The following is a 21,065-nucleotide window of genomic DNA, read 5'->3' on the forward strand; positions in this document are numbered from 1 at the left end:
TTAACCAAGATCGCCGAAACGAACTTGTAAGGCTGTAATTGCTGTCAAAGCCGCAGTTTCGGTGCGTAGAACGCGGGGGCCGAGTAGCGTCTCTTCAAATTGGTATTCGCGAGTCATGTCGATCTCTTCTGAAGACAAACCGCCTTCAGGGCCGATCAGAAGACGCACTTTCTCTACAGGTGTCGGCAGGGTGTTGATTGAGTATTTTGCACGAGGGTGAAGGTTGAGCTTTAGACCATCGTACTCTTCTTGGCACCACTGTTCCAAGCTCATGATTGGGCGAATTTCTGGTACAACGTTGCGACCACATTGTTCACACGCACTGATCGCAATCTTCTGCCACTGCGCGAGCTTTTTCTCAAAACGTTTTTGATCCAGCTTTACGCCACAACGTTCAGAAATAAGTGGTGTGATGGTATTAACGCCAAGCTCTACTGATTTCTGGATGGTGAACTCCATCTTATCGCCACGTGAAATGACTTGGCCAAGATGTAAGTCGAGAGGGGATTCAATGTTGCTTTCGACGCGCTCAGTCACGTCAACGAGAACGTTCTTTTTACTGACTTCACTGATCACTGCTGGGAACTCTGCGCCACTGCCGTCAAATAATAGAACTTCTTGGCCTTCTTTCATGCGAAGTACTCGGCCGATATGGCCTGCAGCGTCTTCACTTAAAGCGATGGTGCCAAGTTGATGAATGGTTTCTGGATGATAAATTCGAGGGATACGCATGAGATTTCCAGCAAGAGAATAAACTTAGTTCCTAACATGGATGCTTTCCACCGAAAAAACAAGGGGCAAGAGGCGTTTCGAATGAAGGAAACGCCTCAAACAAAGCTCGGGTGCGCTTGTGTTTTTACAGTGCGCGGCAAGCCTCTTGAACAAACGGGTTGTGGTTACCTTGTACTTTGGCGATGCGCTCGTCACGCTCACATTCCCATTTGTCTACCGGATAGGTTTTGTTCCAAGCACTCATTAGCTGAGTTTGCTGTTTGGATAGTTTGAATCCGTACTCCTTGCTCATATACAGGTATGTACGTGCAATCGAGCCGCGAGCTCTGTCGGGTGGCATTACTTTGCGTTGCTTGAAGTTCACTTGCATGTCGCAGCGGCCATAGCTGACACCATCCATGCCGTTCCATTGGCTGAAGTTGAAGTTAGAACGGTCACCGTTCACCTCACCAACCGCTGGGGTCAGGTTGTGTAAATCCGCTTCCATGAGTTTAAAAGCCGTGTCGTTGCGCGAACAGTTTTTACGCCCACCGCTTTGCCAACACTGGAGCTGGTGGCCGAATTGCCAGGCAGGAACCACATGTTCCCATTCAATGCGAGCTGCGCGTTTTTCTTGTTTGCGAACTTGGTAACCGCAAGAGGCTAAGTCAGGAACCCCTTTTTTGCCTTGCCACTGGATATCACAACCGCAGTAAAAACTGCTTGGGTGGTCTTGATAGATTTTCACCGCTTCACGTTTGGCGGCAGAAAATGAGCTAGGAGGGGCAGAAAAAGCGGAAGTAGAAAGAACAAAGAGAAACAGAGTAAACAAGTATTTCATGATTAAAGTCTTTAAAAAGTATGACTTTAATCATTCTACCACTCAGAGATTGGCTTTCGTAATGAGTCTGTTAATAATAAAAATAAACAAGTGATCGCCGCTGTTTCTCACCGGAGAAATTAAGAAAGTTGAACACCTGTAAAATTCAAAGGCTGGTGGCATTTTTGACAGGAGTAGGTTGCCTCTTTGCGCAGTACTTTATTGTGTCGGCGAATCGAGAGCGGGTAGGTCATGCAGCCGCAACGATACTCAAACGTCTTACCCTGGACTGAGGTAACTTCAAAGCGGTGTGTGGTGTTGGCAGGAATACCAAATACGGATTCCATGACGCCCCGCCACTCTTTTCCGTGTGGCCGAACTCTGCCGTACACTTGGTAGGTGATTAAGTGGGCGACTTCATGAGGAATTACTTCTTCCAAAAACGCCTGTGGATTTTCTCTAAATAAAATAGGGTTGAGACGAATCTGATTTAATTGAAGGTAGGCTTTTCCCGCTGCTTTGCCGCGAACGTTGAATGTGATGCTTGGGATAGGGAATGAGCGCTTAAATGCCTGCTGTGCCAAAGAGATACAATCAACCATGACTTGCTTGGCTTTATAACTCAGTTCAATGTCCATCCATACTCCGGTGTATTCAATAAAAAGCCCCCGCGTTGGCGAGGGCTGAATCATAGCATTTGTCCGTTAAGGCGTGTGTTTTTTCTTGATGGTTGCATGATAGGCGTGCCATGTACCGTAGCCCAAAATTGGCATGGTAAACAACATACCGATTCCGTAGGTAGCAAAGCCAATCAATATACCGCCACAAATTATCGCTGCCCAAACAATCATGGCTGGAATATTGGATTTCACCGCGTTAAAGCTAGTAAACACCGCTGTCATCATGTCGACACGGCGCTCCATCATTAATGGAATCGAAAACGCAGAGATACTAAATACGATACATGCCAACACGAATCCAACCAATGAACCTATGACCAGAAAAGGCAAAAACTCAGTCAGTGGTGCGCCTTGTACGGATGGGTACAACGCGTGGAGCAGCGCAGCGATACGCATCCAGAAAATCATACAGACGGCGAGCAATACTGCGAACGCCCATTGTGAGCTGGAGTTACGACCAATCGCTTTCATTGAATGGAGCAGGCGCGCTTTATGCCCACGTTCTCTCTCCCAACTTGCATCATAAAGACCCAGTGCTAAAAACGGACCTATGAGCATATAGACTATGAGGCTTGGCATCACCACTAAGTGTGTGCCTTGCCACTGCACCAGAAGCACAATACCAATCGCTGCTGCCATAAAACAGATGCCGTAAAAAGCACTGATGAGAGGCATACGTACGAAATCATGTAACCCTAGAGCTAACCAATGAAAGGGTGCACTCAGATTGACGGTGTTACACGGAATGGTTCTGGCGTATTCATTATCTGGCACTTCCTTTCGTTTGCTTTGGAAGTCAGATGGATTCACGGTACGAGGCATAACTCCTCCTTGATTAATTCCCACGGTGTCAACGCTTACCAAGGTCGTCAGTACTCGATAATCTCAATGGTTATCTTAAGGAGTACAGTGACTTGGTATCGAGCCATACAAAAGGATGTTTGGTTTACGTGTTTTAATCACGGACTCCACCACGTGAACCTACATCTTATTACTCGGTGTTATATGCATCGAAAAGTGCATTTAACATTATGTTAACTATTGGCGGTGATAGGGGAATTTACAAATAATTGCTGAATTTTTGTTCGGTAAGGGGAGGGAGGAATGTTCGATACAAAAAGCCCCCGCCATAAGGCGAGGGCTTTGTTGATTCTTGCGTGGCTCGATTACTTGATGCCAGCGAAATCGCGTAGAAGCTCAGCTTTATCAGTCGCTTCCCATGGGAACTCTTCGCGACCGAAGTGACCGTATGCTGCTGTCTTCTTGTAGATTGGTTGAAGTAGGTTAAGCATTTCTTGTAGACCGTATGGACGTAGGTCGAAGAATTGACGAACCGCTTCAATGATGATGTCGTGAGATACTTTCTCGGTACCAAACGTTTCAACCATGATAGACGTTGGATCAGCAACACCGATTGCGTAAGAAAGTTGGATTTCACAACGGTCAGCCATACCAGCCGCTACGATGTTTTTCGCTACGTAACGTGCTGCGTAAGCTGCAGAGCGGTCTACTTTCGATGGATCTTTACCAGAGAATGCACCGCCACCGTGACGAGCTGCACCGCCGTAAGTATCTACGATGATTTTACGACCAGTTAGACCACAGTCACCCATTGGGCCACCGATAACGAAACGACCGGTTGGGTTGATGAAGAAGTTAGTGTCTTTGCTGATCCACTCTGCAGGAAGAACAGGTTTGATGATCTCTTCCATTACTGCTTCACGTAGGTCAGGCGTAGAGATTGAATCACAGTGCTGAGTTGAAAGAACAACAGCATCGATACCAACAATCTTACCTTGGTCGTACTGGAACGTTACCTGAGATTTTGCGTCTGGACGCAACCAAGGTAGTGTGCCGTTTTTACGAACTTCTGCTTGCTTTTCAACAAGACGGTGAGAGTAAGTGATTGGCGCTGGCATGAGTACTTCAGTTTCGTTACATGCGTAACCAAACATGATGCCTTGGTCGCCTGCACCTTGCTCTTTAGGGTCAGCTTTATCAACACCTTGGTTGATATCTGGAGACTGTTTACCGATTGTGTTTAGAACTGCACAAGAGTTCGCGTCAAAGCCCATATCTGAGTGTACGTAGCCGATTTCACGAACGGTTTCACGAGTTAACTCTTCGATGTCAACCCATGCTGAAGTCGTGATTTCACCACCCACCATTACCATACCGGTTTTAACGTAAGTCTCACATGCAACACGAGCCTTTGGATCTTGCTCTAGAATCGCGTCAAGAACCGCATCAGAAATCTGGTCTGCAATTTTATCTGGATGACCTTCTGATACTGACTCAGAAGTAAACAGGTGCTTAGCCATGTTAGCTCCACTATATCTGGTTTAAAACTGAGGAATGATAAACTCCCCAGCGCAAATTAATACTAATATTTGTAGGTGTATCTACATCTAGACGTCTATTCTAATTTTGATTGCTCGAATTACAAGCTCTTTTTTGGTTTTTGTTATAACCAAACGTTTGCTTGAATTATTGATAATTTTTAGAACTTCGATGTATTTGAACTGAAAGGTGCAATATTTGTGAGGTTTTGGGTTGGAAAACGTTTGCACACCCCACTTGGCTTTGAGAGAATTGTGACCTCTTTTTTCGTTTCGCTTAATGTACTCAGGAGCAGACATGTCGTCTCGTAAACATCTTGCCAATGCAATTCGTGCTCTAAGCATGGATGGTGTTCAACAAGCTAACTCTGGCCACCCAGGCGCACCTATGGGTATGGCTGATATCGCTGAAGTTCTTTGGCGCTCTCACCTAAACCACAACCCAGCTAACCCAGAGTGGGCAGATCGCGACCGTTTTGTACTTTCAAACGGCCACGGTTCTATGCTGATCTACTCTCTACTGCACTTGAGCGGTTACGAGCTATCTATCGATGATCTGAAAAACTTCCGTCAGCTTCACTCTAAGACTCCAGGTCACCCAGAGTACGGTTACGCACCAGGCATCGAAACGACAACAGGTCCTCTAGGTCAAGGTATCACGAACGCTGTTGGTATGGCTCTAGCAGAAAAAGCGCTAGCAGCACAATTCAACAAAGAAGGCCACGACATCATTGACCATTTCACTTACGTGTTCATGGGTGATGGCTGTCTGATGGAAGGTATCTCGCATGAGGCATGTTCTCTTGCTGGTACTCTAGGCCTAGGTAAACTGATCGCATTTTGGGATGACAACGGCATCTCTATCGATGGTCACGTTGAAGGTTGGTTCTCTGACGATACACCTAAGCGTTTCGAAGCTTACGGTTGGCACGTAATCCCAGCAGTGGATGGCCACGATTCTGAAGCAATCAACGCAGCGATTGAAGCTGCAAAAGCAGACCCTCGTCCTACGCTAATTTGTACGAAGACTATTATCGGTTTTGGTTCTCCAAACAAATCGGGTTCTCACGACTGTCACGGTGCACCACTAGGCGCTGAAGAAATCGCAGCAGCACGTGAATTCCTAGGTTGGGAACACCCTGCATTTGAAATCCCTGCTGATGTATACGCAGAGTGGGATGCAAAAGCAGCTGGCGCTGAAAAAGAAGCAGCGTGGAACGCGAAGTTCGAAGCATACGCAGCGGCTTACCCAACAGAAGCAGCAGAGCTTAAGCGTCGTCTAAATGGCGAACTTCCTGCTGAGTGGGAAGAGAAAGCAAACCAAATCATTGCTGATCTTCAAGCAAACCCAGCAAACATTGCGTCACGTAAAGCATCTCAAAATGCTCTAGAAGCTTTCGGTCAAATGCTACCTGAATTCATGGGCGGCTCTGCTGACCTAGCGCCTTCTAACCTAACCATGTGGTCGGGTTCTAAGTCTCTAGAAGCGAACGATTTCTCTGGTAACTACATCCACTACGGTGTACGTGAATTTGGTATGACTGCTATTATGAACGGTATCGCACTACACGGTGGTTTCGTTCCTTACGGCGCAACATTCCTAATGTTCATGGAATACGCTCGTAACGCAATGCGTATGGCTGCTCTGATGAAAATTCAGAACATCCAAGTGTACACACACGATTCTATCGGTCTTGGCGAAGATGGTCCAACTCACCAACCAGTTGAGCAAATGGCGTCGCTACGTCTGACTCCAAACATGAACACATGGCGTCCATGTGACCAAGTTGAGTCTGCTGTAGCATGGAAACTAGCGATTGAACGTAAAGATGCACCAACAGCACTGATCTTCTCTCGTCAAAACCTAGCGCAACAACCACGCAGCGCTGAGCAAGTCGCAGACATCGCGAAAGGTGCTTACATCCTGAAAGACAGTGAAGGTAAGCCTGAGCTAATCCTAATCGCAACAGGCTCTGAAGTTGAGCTAGCAGTGAAAGCCGCTGAGCAACTAACAGCAGAAGGTAAGAAAGTACGCGTTGTTTCAATGCCATCAACAGATGCATTCGACAAACAAGACGCAGCTTACCGTGAAGCAGTTCTACCATCAGACGTAACAGCACGTATCGCTATTGAAGCGGGCATCGCAGATTTCTGGTACAAGTACGTTGGTTTCGACGGTCGCATTATTGGTATGACAACATTCGGTGAATCTGCACCTGCTGACCAGTTGTTCGAAATGTTTGGTTTCACTGTAGAAAACGTAGTGAACACAGCAAAAGAACTACTAGCGTAATCGAGACAGTTGTTTAAACCGGCTCTGTTGAGCGGTTGTGAGAAAAGGCCATCATGTTGATGGCCTTTTTATTTGTCTCAATATTTCCAATCTAGCGGAATACTTTGGTGAATATCTTCAAGCAGTACGGATAAGCGAAGAGGATGACGCCCTGCTGGTGTATAACAGTTGATCGTTATTGGCTCTGAAAGCCAGCCTTCAAGGCATGGGGTGATACGGCCGGGGTGATGTTTCTCATACCCTTGTGCAGTCCAAGTTGGCAAGAGACCAATGCCATGTCCGTTGGCGATACTATCGATCTGCATAGCAATGTTGTCGCTATAGAGTCGGCTGACAAATGGTTCTAGAAAAAACTCCCCTTGTTCTGGGTGCGAGAGTAGCAAACCATTCTCTTGTATCGACCCAAAATCTATCCACGGATGTTTGTTTAGTTCTCTCGGGTGGTGGATGGGGCCATGTTTTTCGATGTAGTTTGGCGACGCGAATGGGGTGTAACGAAATACGCCAAGCGTTTCTTTGCGCCAATCCAGCCCTTTGTGTTCACCTAGCCAGATAAACAAATCTGGATCGTGGTGTGTATCGGAAAAATCACTGGTGAGCTGGACTCTGACGTCAGGGTTCTCCGCCAGAAATTCATTGAGCACATCGCCTAACCAACTGCGAACTAACGCTGCGTGGCAAACGATATGTAGAGAGCCTGATACTTGATTATTTAAGCCTTGAAGCGCCTCATAACTTTCCTCGCTGAGCTCTAGGATCTGGCGACTGTAGTCGGCAAAAATCTCCCCTGCGCGTGTCAGAATCAAGCGGTTGCCTTGTCGAGTCGTTAGCGCTTGGCCAAAGTCGGCTTCTAATTGTGCTAAGCGGCGGCTCACGGTGGATTTCGGCTGATTCAGTGCTTTGGCGGCTGCGGTCAAACTTTTGTGTTGGTTAAGCGCATCAAAAGCACGAATTGATGCTAAGTCGTGCATATCTTACTCCTTACTGCGTTATGTACGGATTCCATATATGGGAAGAACCGTTCCATAACTCTCACTATGCAGCTCATTCTATTTATGAATAATTCCACTTCGAAAATAATAATCATTATCAATTATGGAGATGTAGATGTCCACTCTTAGACTGCCAGTGCTAACTGCAACTGGTGTTTTAGCCTTCGTCAGTGTCCCTCATGTATTTGCTAACGACTCAGTTTCTAAAATGGAAACCGTCGTGGTGACAGCGTCAAGTTATGAGCAATCCCAAGCGGATGCGCCTGCAAGTATTAGTGTTATCTCGCGAGAAGAATTGGACTCGCGCTACTACCGCGACGTTACTGATGCACTGAAAAGTGTGCCGGGTGTTGTTGTGACTGGTGGTGGTGATACAACCGATATCAGCATTCGTGGTATGGGCTCTAAGTACACGTTAATTCTTGTGGATGGTAAGCGCCAAAGTACTCGCGAAACTCGCCCAAATAGCGATGGCCCTGGTATTGAACAAGGTTGGTTGCCGCCACTTCAAGCCATTGAGCGAATCGAAGTGATCCGTGGCCCGATGTCGACACTATATGGTTCCGATGCGATTGGTGGTGTGATTAACGTGATCACCCGTAAAGATGCGCTTGAGTGGACAGGTAATGTGCAGCTGGGGACGGTTATCCAAGAAAACAGCCGTTCTGGTGGTGAACAGAGTGCAAACTTCTTTGTAAATGGCCCTCTTGCAGAAAACTTGTTGCTACAGGTTTATGGTCAATACACCGCAAGGGAAGAAGATGACATTGATTATGGTTATGAAGACAAAGATATGCAGAGCATCTCTTCAAAACTGATCTATCAAATCAATGATCGTCACTCTGTGCAGTTAGAGGGTGGTACATCGGCACAAAGTCGTCGCGGTAATGTTGGTCTTTCTGTACCTACGACGGGCTGTCGTAGAGGCTGTGAAGATTCATTGAATGAATATCGTCGTAACTACGTTACGCTTAGTCACACCGGGGAGTGGGAGTTATTGGGTAACTCTGATACCTACTTGCAGCGCGAGGAGAGTGAAAACAAATCTCGCGAAATGACTATTGTAAATACCACGTTTAAATCCAGTCTAGTTAAAGGGCTGGGCGCGCATACTCTGACAACTGGTGTCGATGCGACGCATGCCGAGTTGGAAGATTTTACGTCTAACAAAGCATCATCTAAAACGAAAGCATCAAATACACAATGGGCTGTGTTCATCGAAGATGAATGGAAGATCGCAGAACCTTTTAGTCTGACATTAGGTGGTCGTTTGGATCACGATGAAAACTACGGCGCGCATTTTAGCCCGAGAGTGTATGGTGTGTGGCGTGTTGATCCTGCTTGGACGGTCAAAGGCGGTGTGGCGACAGGCTTCCGCTCTCCTCAGTTACGTGAAATTACCCCAGGTTGGGCGCAAGTCAGTGGTGGCGGCAATATTTATGGTAACCCAGATTTGGATCCGGAAACTTCACTGAACAAAGAAATCAGTGTGCTTTACCAAGGTGATTCTGGTCTTGATGTGACGTTAACCGCCTTCCACAATGAGTTTAAAGATAAGATTACTCGCGTGGTGTGCCCAGATACAATTTGTACGGATGGCCCAAACCAATGGGGGGCGGATCCTACTTACCGCATTAATGTGGATGAAGCTGTTACTCAGGGTGTAGAAGCAACGTTGGCGAAACCACTAACCGAGACTATCTACTTAAGCTCAAGCTATACCTTTACCGACTCGGAGCAAAAAACGGGTGAATACAAAGGCATGCCACTTCAGCAACTTCCAAAGCATCTGTTTAATGTTGATGTCACTTGGCAAACAACAGACAACCTAGAGAGTTGGACGAAAGTGACCTACCGAGGCAAAGAAATGGATCCGGTCACTGGCCCATCACGCAACAGCATCGTTGAACCTGCTTATACGTTTGTAGATGCCGGCGTAACGTATCAGTTGACGGATAACACCAAGATCAAAGGTGCGATTTACAACCTGTTCGATGAAGACATCAACTACAAAGAATATGGGTACGTCGAAGATGGACGTCGTTACTGGTTAGGGTTAGACGTAGCGTTCTAATCTCTTTCAAAGAAGGCTGGGCTATGTCCCAGCCTTTTTAAATCATGCTTTACTATGATTCATTAGGTGCGTTTTTCAGCCTTATCAGGTACTATCTGTGCCACGAAATTTTTGGTGGGGCGAAGGATAAATGCTAAAAGTTGCGATCAATGGATTTGGACGTATAGGTCGTAATGTTCTGCGAGCTGTCTATGAAAGCGGCAAACATCAGCAGATTAAAGTGGTAGCGGTTAATGAGCTTGCTCAACCAGAGGCAATGGCTCACCTTCTACAATATGACACCAGTCATGGCCGTTTTGGTAAGAAAATCTCCCACGATCAAGAACATTTGAATGTTCACCATGAAAGCGGTGAATATGATGCCATCCGAATTCTTCATCTCTCTGAAATTGAACTGCTTCCGTGGCGCGACCTTGAAGTCGATATCGTTTTAGATTGTACCGGCGTTTATGGTTCAAAGGCTGATGGTCTTGCCCATATCGAAGCCGGAGCGAAGAAAGTGCTCTTCTCTCATCCAGGAGCGAACGATCTCGATAACACCATTATTTACGGTGTGAACCACGAAACCCTCAAAGATGAACACCGCGTGGTGTCCAATGGTTCATGTACCACCAACTGTATTGTTCCCATCATCAAAGTATTGGATGAAGCATTTGGGATTGAGTCAGGTACCATTACCACAATCCACTCATCCATGAACGACCAACAAGTTATTGATGCCTACCATAATGACTTACGTCGTACTCGAGCTGCGAGCCAATCTATCATTCCTGTTGACACCAAGTTGCATAAAGGAATTGAAAGAATCTTCCCGAAATTTTCCAACAAATTCGAAGCCATTTCCGTTCGAGTTCCGACAGTTAACGTCACTGCAATGGATTTAAGTGTCACAATTAATACAAATGTGAAAGTTAATGACGTAAATCAAACCATTGTTAACGCATCTCAGTGTACATTACGTAACATTGTTGACTATACTGAATCGCCACTCGTTTCCATCGACTTTAACCACGATCCCCATAGCGCGATAGTGGATGGAACTCAGACAAGAGTGAGTAACGGGCAATTAGTAAAAATGCTCGTTTGGTGCGATAACGAATGGGGCTTTGCTAACCGGATGCTGGATACCGCTTTAGCAATGAAAGTTTCTTCACAAGTGGAGCTATAAAGGTGAAGAAGTGATGGAGAGAATTTTTATTTCAAGCCTTGAAATAAATCTGACGTATCTCCATATCTATAACCAGTTTGAAGAATTAACAGGCTTGGCAGGGTTGCCGAGTTTTCAAAAACTTTAATTATTAAATATTTGAGAGGACACATCATGTCTGTAATCAAGATGACTGACCTGGATCTTGCAGGTAAACGTGTATTCATCCGTGCTGACCTAAACGTGCCAGTAAAAGACGGTAAAGTAACTTCTGATGCACGTATCATCGCATCTCTTCCAACTATTAAGCACTGCCTAGAAGCTGGCGCTAAAGTAATGGTTACTTCTCACCTAGGTCGTCCAACTGAAGGTGAATACGCTGAAGAGTTCTCTCTACAACCAGTTGTTAACTACCTAAACGACGCACTAGATTGCGAAGTTAAACTTGCTAAAGATTACCTAGATGGCCTAGAGCTAAACGCTGGTGAGCTTGTTGTTCTAGAAAACGTTCGCTTCAACAAAGGCGAGAAGAAAAACGAAGAAGAGCTATCTAAGAAATACGCAGCACTATGTGACGTATTCGTAATGGATGCATTCGGTACGGCTCACCGTGCTCAAGCGTCAACTCACGGCGTTGGTATGCACGCTCCTGTAGCTTGTGCTGGTCCTCTACTAGCAAACGAACTAGAAGCTCTAGGCAAAGCAATGGACAAGCCTGCTCGTCCAATGGTTGCTATCGTAGGTGGTTCAAAAGTTTCTACTAAGCTAACTGTTCTTGAATCTCTATCTAAAATCGCTGACCAACTTGTTGTTGGTGGTGGTATTGCTAACACATTCATCGCTGCTGCTGGTCACAACGTTGGTAAATCTCTATACGAAGCTGACCTAGTAGACACTGCTAAGAAGCTAATGGACGAGTGTGCAATTCCAGTGGCAACTGACGTTGCATGTGCGAAAGCATTCGACGAGAACGCAGAAGCAGAAATCAAACACGTTTCTGAAGTACAAGACGACGACATGATCTTCGACCTTGGTCCAGAATCAACAGCTGCTCTAGCTGAAATCCTTAAAAACGCGAAAACTATCCTATGGAACGGTCCTGTAGGTGTATTCGAATTTAAGAACTTCGAAGCAGGTACTAAAGGTATCTCTGAAGCTATCGCAGCTTCTGAAGGTTTCTCTGTTGCAGGTGGTGGTGACACGCTAGCAGCTATCGACAAGTTCGGTATCAAAGCTGACGTATCTTACATCTCTACTGGCGGCGGCGCTTTCCTTGAGTTCGTAGAAGGTAAAGTTCTTCCAGCAGTAGAAATGCTAGAAGCACGCGCTAAGTAATTAAAGCAAAGCGGGGGAGTTACTCTCCCGCTTTCTTGTTTGCTGCAACGTGAGAGGAACTCTGCTAGAATAGCCTCAGTTGTGAGCAAACGTTTGCAAGATTTTCAACTTAACAAGTTTTGTTTAAAAACGACAGATAAATAGGATTACATCCATGTCTAAGATCTTCGACTTCGTAAAACCAGGTGTTATCTCTGGCGATGACGTTCAGAAAGTATTTGAAGTTGCAAAAGAAAACCACTTTGCACTTCCAGCAGTAAACTGTGTTGGTACTGACTCTGTAAACGCAGTACTTGAAGCAGCTGCAAAAGTTAAAGCTCCAGTTATCGTTCAGTTCTCTAACGGTGGCGCCGCTTTCTTTGCTGGTAAAGGTCTAAAACTTGAAGGTCAAGAAGCTCAAATCCTAGGTGCTGTTGCTGGTGCGAAATACGTTCACGCTGTAGCTGAAGCTTACGGTGTTCCAGTAATCCTACACACTGACCACGCTGCTAAGAAACTTCTACCATGGATCGACGGTCTACTAGACGCTGGTGAAGAGTACTTCGCGCAAACTGGTAAACCTCTATTCTCTTCTCACATGATCGACCTTTCTGAAGAGTCTCTAGAAGAGAACATCGAAATTTCTGCTAAGTACCTAGAGCGCATGGCTAAAATGAACATGACTCTAGAAATCGAACTTGGTTGTACTGGTGGTGAAGAAGACGGCGTTGACAACTCTGATATGGACGCGTCTGAGCTATACACTTCTCCAGAAGACGTTGCATACGCATACGAGAAACTAAACGCTATCAGCCACCGTTTCACTATCGCAGCATCTTTCGGTAACGTACACGGCGTTTACAAGCCAGGTAACGTTGTTCTAACTCCAACTATCCTACGTGATTCTCAAGCGTACGTTTCTGAGAAATTCGGTCTTCCAGCGAACTCTCTAAACTTCGTATTCCACGGTGGTTCTGGTTCTTCTCTAGAAGAAATCCGTGAATCTATCGGCTACGGTGTTATCAAAATGAACATCGATACTGATACACAATGGGCAACTTGGGATGGTATCCGTCAGTACGAAGCGGAAAACCACGATTACCTACAAGGTCAAATCGGTAACCCAACTGGCGAAGACGCGCCAAACAAGAAGTACTACGATCCACGCGTATGGCTACGTGCTGGTCAAGCTTCAATGGTTACTCGTCTTGAGCAAGCATTTGCTGACCTTAACGCAATCGACGTACTATAATTCGTCTGAATTGAGTTATCTAAAAACCCGCTCTTTGAGCGGATCGACGTACTATAATTCGTCTGAATTGAGTTATCTAAAAACCCGCTCTTTGAGCGGGTTTTTTTGTGTCTGTCATTTGGCTTTCTTCAACGTTAATAGATTTATACCCATGCTGAATAGAAGAATGGATAGGGGCATGTAAGTACGTATTAATAATGCGCCAATAATCATTAGGTTATTTTTTAACCGCTTCGCATGAATCTAGGTAATAGAAGTGGCGAAATGTTAAAGCATTGCGTACTCTGTAACAGGTCGATATCAGAAAATTCTGATAAAGCCTTGTTTTGCATATCTTTGCGAAACTCTGACTTTGCAAAATGTCAAAGTTGGGATATCGTGCCAAAAATCTGACACTGTTCAGTTGGGCAATAGGGATATTGTTGTAGATAAGGGCCTATAAAAAACAAGGCTCATAAGTTAACGGCAATTAGATTTATATATCTTTATTTTTTGAGGATAAGAATTATGGCAGGTGAATCGATGGGTATCGATACCACTCTAACAGATGGGCTGACTCAAGCTGAGACTTGGCTTACAAACAACTCAGACCTACTTATTCAGTACGGTGTGAACATTATTTCAGCGCTGATTATCCTATTTATCGGTAATATTATCGTTAAAGCAGTCGCTGGCAGTGTTTCCAAAGTACTTGAAAAGAAAAACATGGATAAGGCGGTCGTAGAATTTATTCACGGTCTTGTTCGTTACCTACTATTCGTTATCGTACTTATCGCAGCTCTGGGCCGTTTAGGTGTTCAAACGGCATCTGTTGTTGCCGTAATCGGTGCGGCAGGTCTTGCTGTTGGTCTTGCTCTACAAGGTTCTCTATCAAACTTTGCGGCAGGCGTACTGATTGTTGCATTCCGTCCATTTAAATCTGGCGACTATGTAGAGATTGGCGGCGTAGCGGGTAGTGTTGAAGCGATTCAAATCTTCCAAACAGTTCTAAAAACACCAGACAACAAAATGGTTGTTGTACCTAACTCGTCTGTTATTGGTGGTGCAATCACGAACTACTCTCGCCATGCAACGCGACGCGTAGATTTGGTTATCGGTGTTTCATACAAAGCCGATCTTAAGCTAACGAAGAAAGTGATTCGCGAAACGCTAGAAAAAGATCCTCGTATCTTGAAAGATCCTGATATGACTATCGGTGTTCTAACACTAGCAGATTCTTCAGTTAACTTCGTAGTGCGCCCTTGGGTTAAAACTGCGGATTACTGGGGTGTGTACTTCGATTCAATGCAAGGCATTAAAGAAGCATTGGACGAGAACGGTATCGAAATTCCATTCCCACAAATGGATGTTCATTTGAACCGTGTCGAATCTTAATTCGAACGATAGATAATCTAAAAAGCGAGGCACTAGCCTCGCTTTTTTATATTTCAAACAGAGGGTTATTACCTATCTGTAAGAGTGGTTTTAAATGAATACCTGCAATACCGAAGGTGCGCTCTGGTAGCCCTGGTGTATAAAGCAACTCTTCGTGATGATAGAGCTTGGTATCCACCACGATCGCAACCTCTGGTGGTAAACCTATCGGGCAAACAGCACCGGGTAGGCAGCCAAGTAATTCCTGCATGAGTTCATCACTGCCAATAGAAGGTCGCTTGCCTAATATTGCTTTAATCGTGTTGGCATCAAGGCGAGAGTCTTTATCAGTAATGAACACGGCATACCCGCCACCTTTGAGTGTTAAAAACAAGCTTTTGCTATGTGTGCCTTGCCAGCCGAGTTCTTTCGCGACTTTAAGGTCGGTGTCGAAGTCGAGAATGGCTTCATGTCGCCATTCTCGAAATGGAATCGAGAGCGAATGCAATCGCTCTTTGTTGATGCGATAGATGTTTTCCAGTGACTCCATGTCATTCATATCCTTTGGTTTGGATTACCAGTATTTAGTGATGAGCTCGCTCGCGAGTACATAAGCAATGGTGAACATCATCAGTGCAACGGCGATATCGATGCCTCTTTTCACTTTCGGTTTAGATAGCGTAGGCCCGAGTTTTGCGGCGCCCATCGACAAGGTATAGAACCAAACAAATGACGCCATAATAGTGCCTAACGCGAAAGCGATTCGATCATGGCCTTCAAATTGTCCACCGATTGAGCCTAAGATAACAACGGTATCTAAGTACAAATGTGGGTTGAGCACAGTGACAGCTAATGCGCCTAAAATGACCGTTCGGCGTCCACGAGCTACGACTTCCCCTTTTGATTCCGATTCATTCTCTGGCTTGAATGCGCTTTTAAGCGAAAGTAGTCCATAGAAGCTCAGGAAGGCAATACCACCAAGCGTCACCGATGTCAGTAGGATTTCATTTTGAGACAGAATAGCACCACCACCAAAGATACCTAGAGAAATGAAGATCATATCTAGGATGCTACAAATAGTGGCTGTCGTCAGGTGGTGATTGCGCTTTATGCCTTGATTCAAGACATACGCATTTTGTGCTCCGATCGGAATGATCATCGATGCCCCTAAACCAAATCCTTGCAATAAAACCCAAAAGCTCACAATACACCTCAAATAATTAAGAAAACGACAGAGAGGGGAAAGATAATGGCTTTGGTTAAATAAGTATAATTAATGATTTTAATATATTATTAGAGTTACTTATTTAATGGTTTGGTGTTGGTTTTTTGGGGAGAAAGTGAATGCGAGGGTTGGATTACAAATGGATAGAAGCCTTGGATGCCGTTGTTTATCAAGGCAGTTTTGAACGAGCTGCTGAGCATCTGTTTGTCTCACAATCTGCCATTTCGCAGCGTATTAAACAGCTCGAAAAATTCTTGGCGCAACCTGTGTTAATTCGCGAGCAGCCACCCAAGCCAACTCCTATTGGAAAAAAACTATTGGGGCTTTACCGCCGAGTTCGGTTGCTAGAGCACGAAATTTTACCTGAGATCAAAAACGATACTACAACGCGCCCAGTGCAACTGTCTTTGGCTACTAACGCCGACAGTTTGGCAACGTGGTTACTGCCAGCTTTGCAAGACGTCATGAAAACTCGTCAAGTAGAGTTGAAGCTGACGATTTACGGTGAATCACGTTCAATAGAAAAACTGAAAAGTGGTGAGGTCGCAGGGGCGATCAGTTTAGAGTCTCAAGCGATACCAAATTGTCGCGCCGATTACTTAGGACGAATTGATTACGTTTGTGTGGCTAACCCTGAGTTTTATCAGCGTTACTTTTCTGAAGGCGTAAACAATCAGACCTTAGCAAAGGCGCCAGCGGTTTCCTACGATCAGTATGATGACTTACATAAAAAGTTTCTCACAGAGCATTTCAATGTGCGTCCTGATAGCGTGATTCATCATAACATCAGTAGCTCAGAGGCCTTTCTCAAAATGGCGTTAGCTGGAGTGGCATATTGTTTGATCCCTCGTCTGCAAATTACTGATGAGCTAGAGCAAGGTTCGTTAATTGATGTTACGCCTGGCTTCCTGATGTCTTATCGTATTTATTGGCATCATTGGCAGTTGGAAACTGGCGTGTTGCAGGAGATTTCACAAGCGATTGTCAATTATGCACAGCGTCATTTACCACAGTAGTGATTGAATAGACGACCATTTCTGACGAATATTAAATGACGAATGGTTGAAATTACACCAAAGTTACACAGTCAAAGTTGTGTTAGAAGTGAAGTTAGGAGCTTGGATAATCACCGGAAGTTTCTATTATGAAACCACTTACTCCTACAGCTCGGCGACTTAACAAAGTCGTGATGCTGATTTGTGGAGACACTTCACTATTGATATGGATGGATTTGTCGAATGAAACTGTATTCGTGTTTGCTGGCTTCAGCTCTTAGTCTTAGCAGTGTTTCAGTCTTGGCTGATGTGCCTGAATTTGCTCACGTAACAACAACGGGTTACGGTGAGGTGGTCGCAACACCAGACATGGCGACCTTTTCTGTAAAAGTGGTGGATACCACCATGACAGCGGAACAAGCAAAACAATCCGTCGATAAAACAGTCGAAGATTTTCTCCAATATCTGTCTGATGCTGGTTTATCAAAGGACAATATCACCAGCTCAAACCTGTATCTTGCGCCTCAGTATCACTACCCTAAATCGGGCAAAGCGGAGTTGGTTGGATACAGAGCATCACGCAGCATCAATGTAACAGTGACAGATTTAGCCGATCTTAACCAGTATTTGGATATGGCGTTGAAAGCTGGCATTAATCAGGTCGACAACATCCAATTGAAAGTGAGCAATCAAGCGGAATACCAACAAAAAGCACGCATGGCTGCGATCAAAGATGCGAGAGAAAAAGCGGCATCGCTTGCATCTGGCTTTGATAAAAAACTCGGCGGCATCTGGCAAATTAACTATAACCAAATGCATGTACAGCCTGTGTTGATGCGCTCAATGGCGATGGACAGCAAGCAAGGTTCGAACAGTTACCAAGACTCGACTCTTGTAATTCGTGACCAAGTGGATGTGGTTTACAAATTAAAATAATTTGTTTTGGTAACACAAAAAGAAAAGGCAGGGATAATCCCTGCCTTTGTTGTATGGATTCATCTTAATGAAGAATACGAGCACGAATTGTGCCTTCAATGCTTTTCAGCTTAGTTAGTGCTTCTTCTGAACGCTCAGTTTCCACATCAATAACTACGTAGCCGATCTCAGCTTCAGTTTGTAGGTACTGCGCTGCGATGTTGATGCCTTCTTCTGCGAAGATGGTGTTAATTTGAGTCAGAATACCTGGGCGGTTTTTGTGAATGTGCAGTAAGCGAGAGCACTCACGACCGTGTTCAGGCAGAGATACTTCAGGGAAGTTAACGCTTGATAGTGTTGAACCATTATCTGAATATTTCGCCAGTTTACCCGCTACTTCCACGCCGATGTTTTCTTGTGCTTCTTGAGTAGAGCCGCCCACGTGTGGCGTTAGAATGACGTTATCGAATTTCTGTAGTGGAGATTCAAACGGGTCAGCGTTTGTTTTTGGTTCAACTGGGAATACGTCGATTGCTGCGCCAGCTAAGTGACCAGCTTCTAGGCTGTGGCAAAGCGCAGGAATATCAACAACGGTACCGCGAGCGGCGTTGATGAAGATTGCGCCAGGCTTCATGCGAGCAAATTCTTCTTCGCCCATCATATTCTTCGTTTCAGGTGTTTCTGGTACGTGCAGCGAAATAACATCACATTTGTTTAGCAGCTCGCTCATCGTGTGGATTTGCGTTGCGTTGCCAAGTGATAGTTTGTTTTCGATGTCGTAGTAGTACACGCGCATACCTAAGTTTTCAGCAATAATGCCCAGCTGAGTACCGATATGGCCGTAACCAATGATGCCAAGGCGTTTACCACGCGCTTCGTAAGAGTTGTCTGCGCTCTTCTTCCAAATACCACGGTGTGCCAAGGCGTTCTTTTCAGGAATCCCACGAAGGAGCAGAAGAATCTGACCAAGCACTAGCTCAGCTACACTTCGTGTATTTGAAAACGGTGCATTGAATACAGGAATGCCACGTTTTGCCGCCGCACCAAGATCGACTTGGTTAGTTCCGATACAAAAACAGCCAATCGCAACCAGTTTGTTTGCCGCATTGATCACTTCCTCGGATAGATTCGTTCGGGAGCGGATACCGATGAAGTGCGTATCTTTAACTGCTTCAATCAGTTCTTCCTCTGAAAGCGAACCTTTGTGATATTCAATGTTGGTGTAACCAGCTGCTTGAAGAACTTCAACTGAAGAAGGGTGAAGTCCCTCGAGTAAGAGGATCTTAATCTTTTCTTTTTCCAGTGAAACTTTGGCCATTTTTTCTCGTCCTTAAAATGGAAAGGTGGGCTGATGTGGCGCACATTGGGCAAAACCATTAAAAAGGGGATAATTAATAGTTTTGTAGGAGGACAAACGTTTCCTTGTGCGTCTTCTGTTCAATAAAGTAACAAAAAAAAATTGCTTTGGGTAAGAAAATTACGGAATAAGAGATAATTTTCTTAGAGAAAGGAATAAAAAACGGTGCCTTGCAGCACCGTCTGTAATGAAATAACAGAAAACTGAATCAGATAGACCGATTCATGGCTGTTATTTACTCTTCAATTTTTGCGCCTTCTGGCGTACCAGTGATCACAACATCAGCACCACGGTGAGCAAAAAGACCAACCGTTACCACACCCGCGATACCGTTGATTTTGTCTTCCATCTCTTTCGGGTTGGTGATTTGCATGTTGTGTACATCTAGGATGATGTTGCCGTTATCCGTTACGACACCTTCACGGTATGCAGGGTCACCACCAAGTTTCACCAACTCACGAGCAACGTAAGAACGTGCCATTGGAATCACTTCCACAGGAAGAGGGAACTGGCCAAGCACGTCAACCGCTTTCGTGTCGTCAACGATACATACAAACTTTTCAGAGATTGCTGCAACGATTTTTTCACGAGTTAGCGCTGCGCCGCCACCTTTGATCATTTCACGCGCAGGGTTGATTTCGTCTGCGCCATCAACATATACGTCTAGCTTAATTACGTCGTTGCACTCAAAAACTTCAATACCAAGCTCTTTTAGACGCTCTGTAGAAGCAACTGAGCTAGACACTGCACCTTTGATATCATCTTTGATAGTGCCTAGTGCATCGATGAAGTGATTCACGGTAGAGCCTGTGCCAACACCGACAATGCTGCCTTTCTCAACATATTTAAGTGCTGCCCAACCAGCCGCTTTTTTCATTTCATCTTGAGTCATGCCAATCTCCTGAATAGATGTTCGTTAACGTTTGCGGGCGTGATTATAGCGGCTAAGCGTTACTTTTCCCATTGCCATATTTGGCTTGGAGTCACGATCTTAGGTAATGGAATATCCCAGCTTTCAATTGGTAAGCGTTCTACATGCTGGCAATCGTGAGCAATGCCAATCGGTTTGGCACCTTCTCCTGTCTTGAACCAATGAGAAAGAGTGCGATCGTAGTAGCCTCCACCCATACCTAAGCGGTGCCCAATGCTGTCGAAGCCGACCAAAGGCGTGCAGATTACATCTAATTGTTTGACGGGAAGAAGGTGGCGAATATCGAGCTTTGGTTCGAGAATGCGGTACTTATTGTAGACCAATTGATCTTCATTCACGTATTGAAGAAACAATAACTGGCCTTTTGAGAACGGATGGATGACGGGTAAATACACCGACTTTCCCTGTTGCCATAACCATTCAATCAGTGGCTTCGTATCGAGTTCACCATCGGCAGAAAGATAAATAGCAATGTGCTGAGAATGCTGGATTTCAGGAAGTTGGGAAAATTGACTGACTAGGTCTAGCCCCGCTTGAAACTGCGTATCGCTACACAAGGCGTTGCGTTTTTCACGGATAAGTTTGCGGAAGTCTTGCCGGGAGCGTGATGATATGGATTGTGATGACATAAAGGAATACCCCAGGGTGCCGTTGAGGATTGTGGCCC

The 21,065-nt window shown here is 45.2% G+C and carries 19 protein-coding genes; 8 read left to right on the top strand and 11 right to left on the bottom strand.

Features of this window, described 5'->3' with window-relative positions:
* The 5 genes from rsmE to metK all read right to left on the bottom strand — a co-directional run bounded on the left by rsmE (position 1) and on the right by metK (position 4,532).
* Positions 1–732: a 16S rRNA (uracil(1498)-N(3))-methyltransferase gene (gene rsmE, locus OU793_RS20735; RefSeq protein WP_005461719.1), complete on the bottom strand. Its 732-nt coding sequence runs from the start codon at positions 730–732 to the stop codon at positions 1–3.
* A 124-nt stretch (positions 733–856) separates the two neighbouring features.
* Positions 857–1,552, bottom strand: a complete 696-nt coding sequence (gene endA / locus OU793_RS20740; RefSeq protein ID WP_023585351.1) for a deoxyribonuclease I — start codon at positions 1,550–1,552, stop codon at positions 857–859.
* Between the two features lie 119 nt (positions 1,553–1,671).
* A complete protein-coding gene (locus OU793_RS20745) occupies positions 1,672–2,169 on the bottom strand; it encodes a SprT family zinc-dependent metalloprotease (RefSeq protein WP_020835372.1) in 498 nt (165 codons plus the stop codon).
* A gap of 66 nt (positions 2,170–2,235) precedes the next feature.
* The gene (locus OU793_RS20750; RefSeq protein ID WP_005461722.1) at positions 2,236–3,033 is read right to left on the bottom strand and encodes a DUF2189 domain-containing protein; all 798 of its coding nucleotides are present in this window, start codon (positions 3,031–3,033) and stop codon (positions 2,236–2,238) included.
* A 344-nt stretch (positions 3,034–3,377) separates the two neighbouring features.
* Positions 3,378–4,532, bottom strand: a complete 1,155-nt coding sequence (metK, locus tag OU793_RS20755) for a methionine adenosyltransferase (protein WP_005461723.1) — start codon at positions 4,530–4,532, stop codon at positions 3,378–3,380.
* Positions 4,533–4,848: 316 nt separating this feature from the next.
* Here metK and tkt point away from each other — a divergent pair, with 316 nt between their 5' ends.
* Positions 4,849–6,843 carry a transketolase gene (tkt, locus tag OU793_RS20760; protein ID WP_005493886.1) on the top strand — a complete coding sequence of 665 codons (1,995 nt, stop codon included), beginning with the start codon at positions 4,849–4,851 and terminating at the stop codon, positions 6,841–6,843.
* Positions 6,844–6,920: 77 nt separating this feature from the next.
* On the opposite strand, the gene OU793_RS20765 is transcribed toward tkt, so the two are convergent.
* The gene (locus OU793_RS20765) at positions 6,921–7,814 is read right to left on the bottom strand and encodes a LysR family transcriptional regulator (protein WP_005493888.1); all 894 of its coding nucleotides are present in this window, start codon (positions 7,812–7,814) and stop codon (positions 6,921–6,923) included.
* A 136-nt stretch (positions 7,815–7,950) separates the two neighbouring features.
* On the opposite strand from OU793_RS20765, the gene OU793_RS20770 reads away from it, so the two are divergent.
* From OU793_RS20770 to mscS, 5 genes are all read left to right on the top strand, one after another.
* On the top strand, positions 7,951–9,909 hold the full coding sequence (locus tag OU793_RS20770) for a ligand-gated channel protein (RefSeq protein WP_005493890.1): 1,959 nt from the start codon (positions 7,951–7,953) through the stop codon (positions 9,907–9,909).
* A 130-nt stretch (positions 9,910–10,039) separates the two neighbouring features.
* The gene (gene epd, locus OU793_RS20775) at positions 10,040–11,077 is read left to right on the top strand and encodes an erythrose-4-phosphate dehydrogenase (protein WP_015297286.1); all 1,038 of its coding nucleotides are present in this window, start codon (positions 10,040–10,042) and stop codon (positions 11,075–11,077) included.
* A 153-nt stretch (positions 11,078–11,230) separates the two neighbouring features.
* Entirely contained in the window at positions 11,231–12,391 is a 1,161-nt protein-coding gene (locus tag OU793_RS20780; protein WP_005482432.1) for a phosphoglycerate kinase, read from the top strand.
* 154 nt (positions 12,392–12,545) lie between these two features.
* Positions 12,546–13,622 (top strand): class II fructose-bisphosphate aldolase, encoded by a 1,077-nt coding sequence (fbaA, locus tag OU793_RS20785; RefSeq protein WP_005482445.1) that lies wholly within the window; start codon positions 12,546–12,548, stop codon positions 13,620–13,622.
* A gap of 507 nt (positions 13,623–14,129) precedes the next feature.
* Positions 14,130–14,996 carry a small-conductance mechanosensitive channel MscS gene (mscS, locus tag OU793_RS20790; protein WP_005482477.1) on the top strand — a complete coding sequence of 289 codons (867 nt, stop codon included), beginning with the start codon at positions 14,130–14,132 and terminating at the stop codon, positions 14,994–14,996.
* A 46-nt stretch (positions 14,997–15,042) separates the two neighbouring features.
* On the opposite strand, the gene OU793_RS20795 is transcribed toward mscS, so the two are convergent.
* Positions 15,043–15,525, bottom strand: a complete 483-nt coding sequence (locus tag OU793_RS20795; RefSeq protein ID WP_005493893.1) for a YbaK/EbsC family protein — start codon at positions 15,523–15,525, stop codon at positions 15,043–15,045.
* A 24-nt stretch (positions 15,526–15,549) separates the two neighbouring features.
* Entirely contained in the window at positions 15,550–16,179 is a 630-nt protein-coding gene (locus tag OU793_RS20800; RefSeq protein WP_024702507.1) for a LysE/ArgO family amino acid transporter, read from the bottom strand.
* Between the two features lie 140 nt (positions 16,180–16,319).
* Between OU793_RS20800 and OU793_RS20805 the strand changes: the two genes are divergently transcribed.
* Both OU793_RS20805 and OU793_RS20810 read left to right on the top strand, forming a co-directional pair.
* On the top strand, positions 16,320–17,216 hold the full coding sequence (locus OU793_RS20805; protein ID WP_021453168.1) for a LysR family transcriptional regulator ArgP: 897 nt from the start codon (positions 16,320–16,322) through the stop codon (positions 17,214–17,216).
* Positions 17,217–17,438: 222 nt separating this feature from the next.
* On the top strand, positions 17,439–18,131 hold the full coding sequence (locus OU793_RS20810; RefSeq protein ID WP_005482489.1) for an oxidative stress defense protein: 693 nt from the start codon (positions 17,439–17,441) through the stop codon (positions 18,129–18,131).
* 64 nt (positions 18,132–18,195) lie between these two features.
* On the opposite strand, the gene serA is transcribed toward OU793_RS20810, so the two are convergent.
* The 3 genes from serA to OU793_RS20825 form a co-directional block, all read right to left on the bottom strand.
* Entirely contained in the window at positions 18,196–19,428 is a 1,233-nt protein-coding gene (serA, locus tag OU793_RS20815) for a phosphoglycerate dehydrogenase (RefSeq protein ID WP_005482463.1), read from the bottom strand.
* A gap of 274 nt (positions 19,429–19,702) precedes the next feature.
* On the bottom strand, positions 19,703–20,359 hold the full coding sequence (gene rpiA, locus OU793_RS20820; protein ID WP_005493901.1) for a ribose-5-phosphate isomerase RpiA: 657 nt from the start codon (positions 20,357–20,359) through the stop codon (positions 19,703–19,705).
* Positions 20,360–20,418: 59 nt separating this feature from the next.
* Positions 20,419–21,012, bottom strand: a complete 594-nt coding sequence (locus OU793_RS20825) for a 5-formyltetrahydrofolate cyclo-ligase (protein ID WP_023623294.1) — start codon at positions 21,010–21,012, stop codon at positions 20,419–20,421.
* Positions 21,013–21,065: the final 53 nt, after the last annotated feature.

The sequence above is a fragment of the Vibrio sp. VP6 genome (assembly GCF_028823755.1).
Lineage (GTDB): Bacteria > Pseudomonadota > Gammaproteobacteria > Enterobacterales > Vibrionaceae > Vibrio > Vibrio parahaemolyticus.

Bases quoted from the DNA above. Each gene is read 5' to 3' on its own strand.
- endA (WP_023585351.1), bottom strand. From the start codon at position 1,552: ATGAAATACTTGTTTACTCTGTTTCTCTTTGTTCTTTCTACTTCCGCT.
- OU793_RS20795 (WP_005493893.1), bottom strand. From the start codon at position 15,525: ATGGAGTCACTGGAAAACATCTATCGCATCAACAAAGAGCGATTGCAT.
- OU793_RS20780 (WP_005482432.1), top strand. From the start codon at position 11,231: ATGTCTGTAATCAAGATGACTGACCTGGATCTTGCAGGTAAACGTGTA.
- OU793_RS20770 (WP_005493890.1), top strand. From the start codon at position 7,951: ATGTCCACTCTTAGACTGCCAGTGCTAACTGCAACTGGTGTTTTAGCC.
- OU793_RS20810 (WP_005482489.1), top strand. From the start codon at position 17,439: ATGAAACTGTATTCGTGTTTGCTGGCTTCAGCTCTTAGTCTTAGCAGT.
- epd (WP_015297286.1), top strand. From the start codon at position 10,040: ATGCTAAAAGTTGCGATCAATGGATTTGGACGTATAGGTCGTAATGTT.
- OU793_RS20805 (WP_021453168.1), top strand. From the start codon at position 16,320: ATGCGAGGGTTGGATTACAAATGGATAGAAGCCTTGGATGCCGTTGTT.
- metK (WP_005461723.1), bottom strand. From the start codon at position 4,532: ATGGCTAAGCACCTGTTTACTTCTGAGTCAGTATCAGAAGGTCATCCA.
- OU793_RS20750 (WP_005461722.1), bottom strand. From the start codon at position 3,033: ATGCCTCGTACCGTGAATCCATCTGACTTCCAAAGCAAACGAAAGGAA.
- OU793_RS20745 (WP_020835372.1), bottom strand. From the start codon at position 2,169: ATGGACATTGAACTGAGTTATAAAGCCAAGCAAGTCATGGTTGATTGT.
- rpiA (WP_005493901.1), bottom strand. From the start codon at position 20,359: ATGACTCAAGATGAAATGAAAAAAGCGGCTGGTTGGGCAGCACTTAAA.
- OU793_RS20765 (WP_005493888.1), bottom strand. From the start codon at position 7,814: ATGCACGACTTAGCATCAATTCGTGCTTTTGATGCGCTTAACCAACAC.
- fbaA (WP_005482445.1), top strand. From the start codon at position 12,546: ATGTCTAAGATCTTCGACTTCGTAAAACCAGGTGTTATCTCTGGCGAT.
- rsmE (WP_005461719.1), bottom strand. From the start codon at position 732: ATGCGTATCCCTCGAATTTATCATCCAGAAACCATTCATCAACTTGGC.
- serA (WP_005482463.1), bottom strand. From the start codon at position 19,428: ATGGCCAAAGTTTCACTGGAAAAAGAAAAGATTAAGATCCTCTTACTC.
- mscS (WP_005482477.1), top strand. From the start codon at position 14,130: ATGGCAGGTGAATCGATGGGTATCGATACCACTCTAACAGATGGGCTG.
- tkt (WP_005493886.1), top strand. From the start codon at position 4,849: ATGTCGTCTCGTAAACATCTTGCCAATGCAATTCGTGCTCTAAGCATG.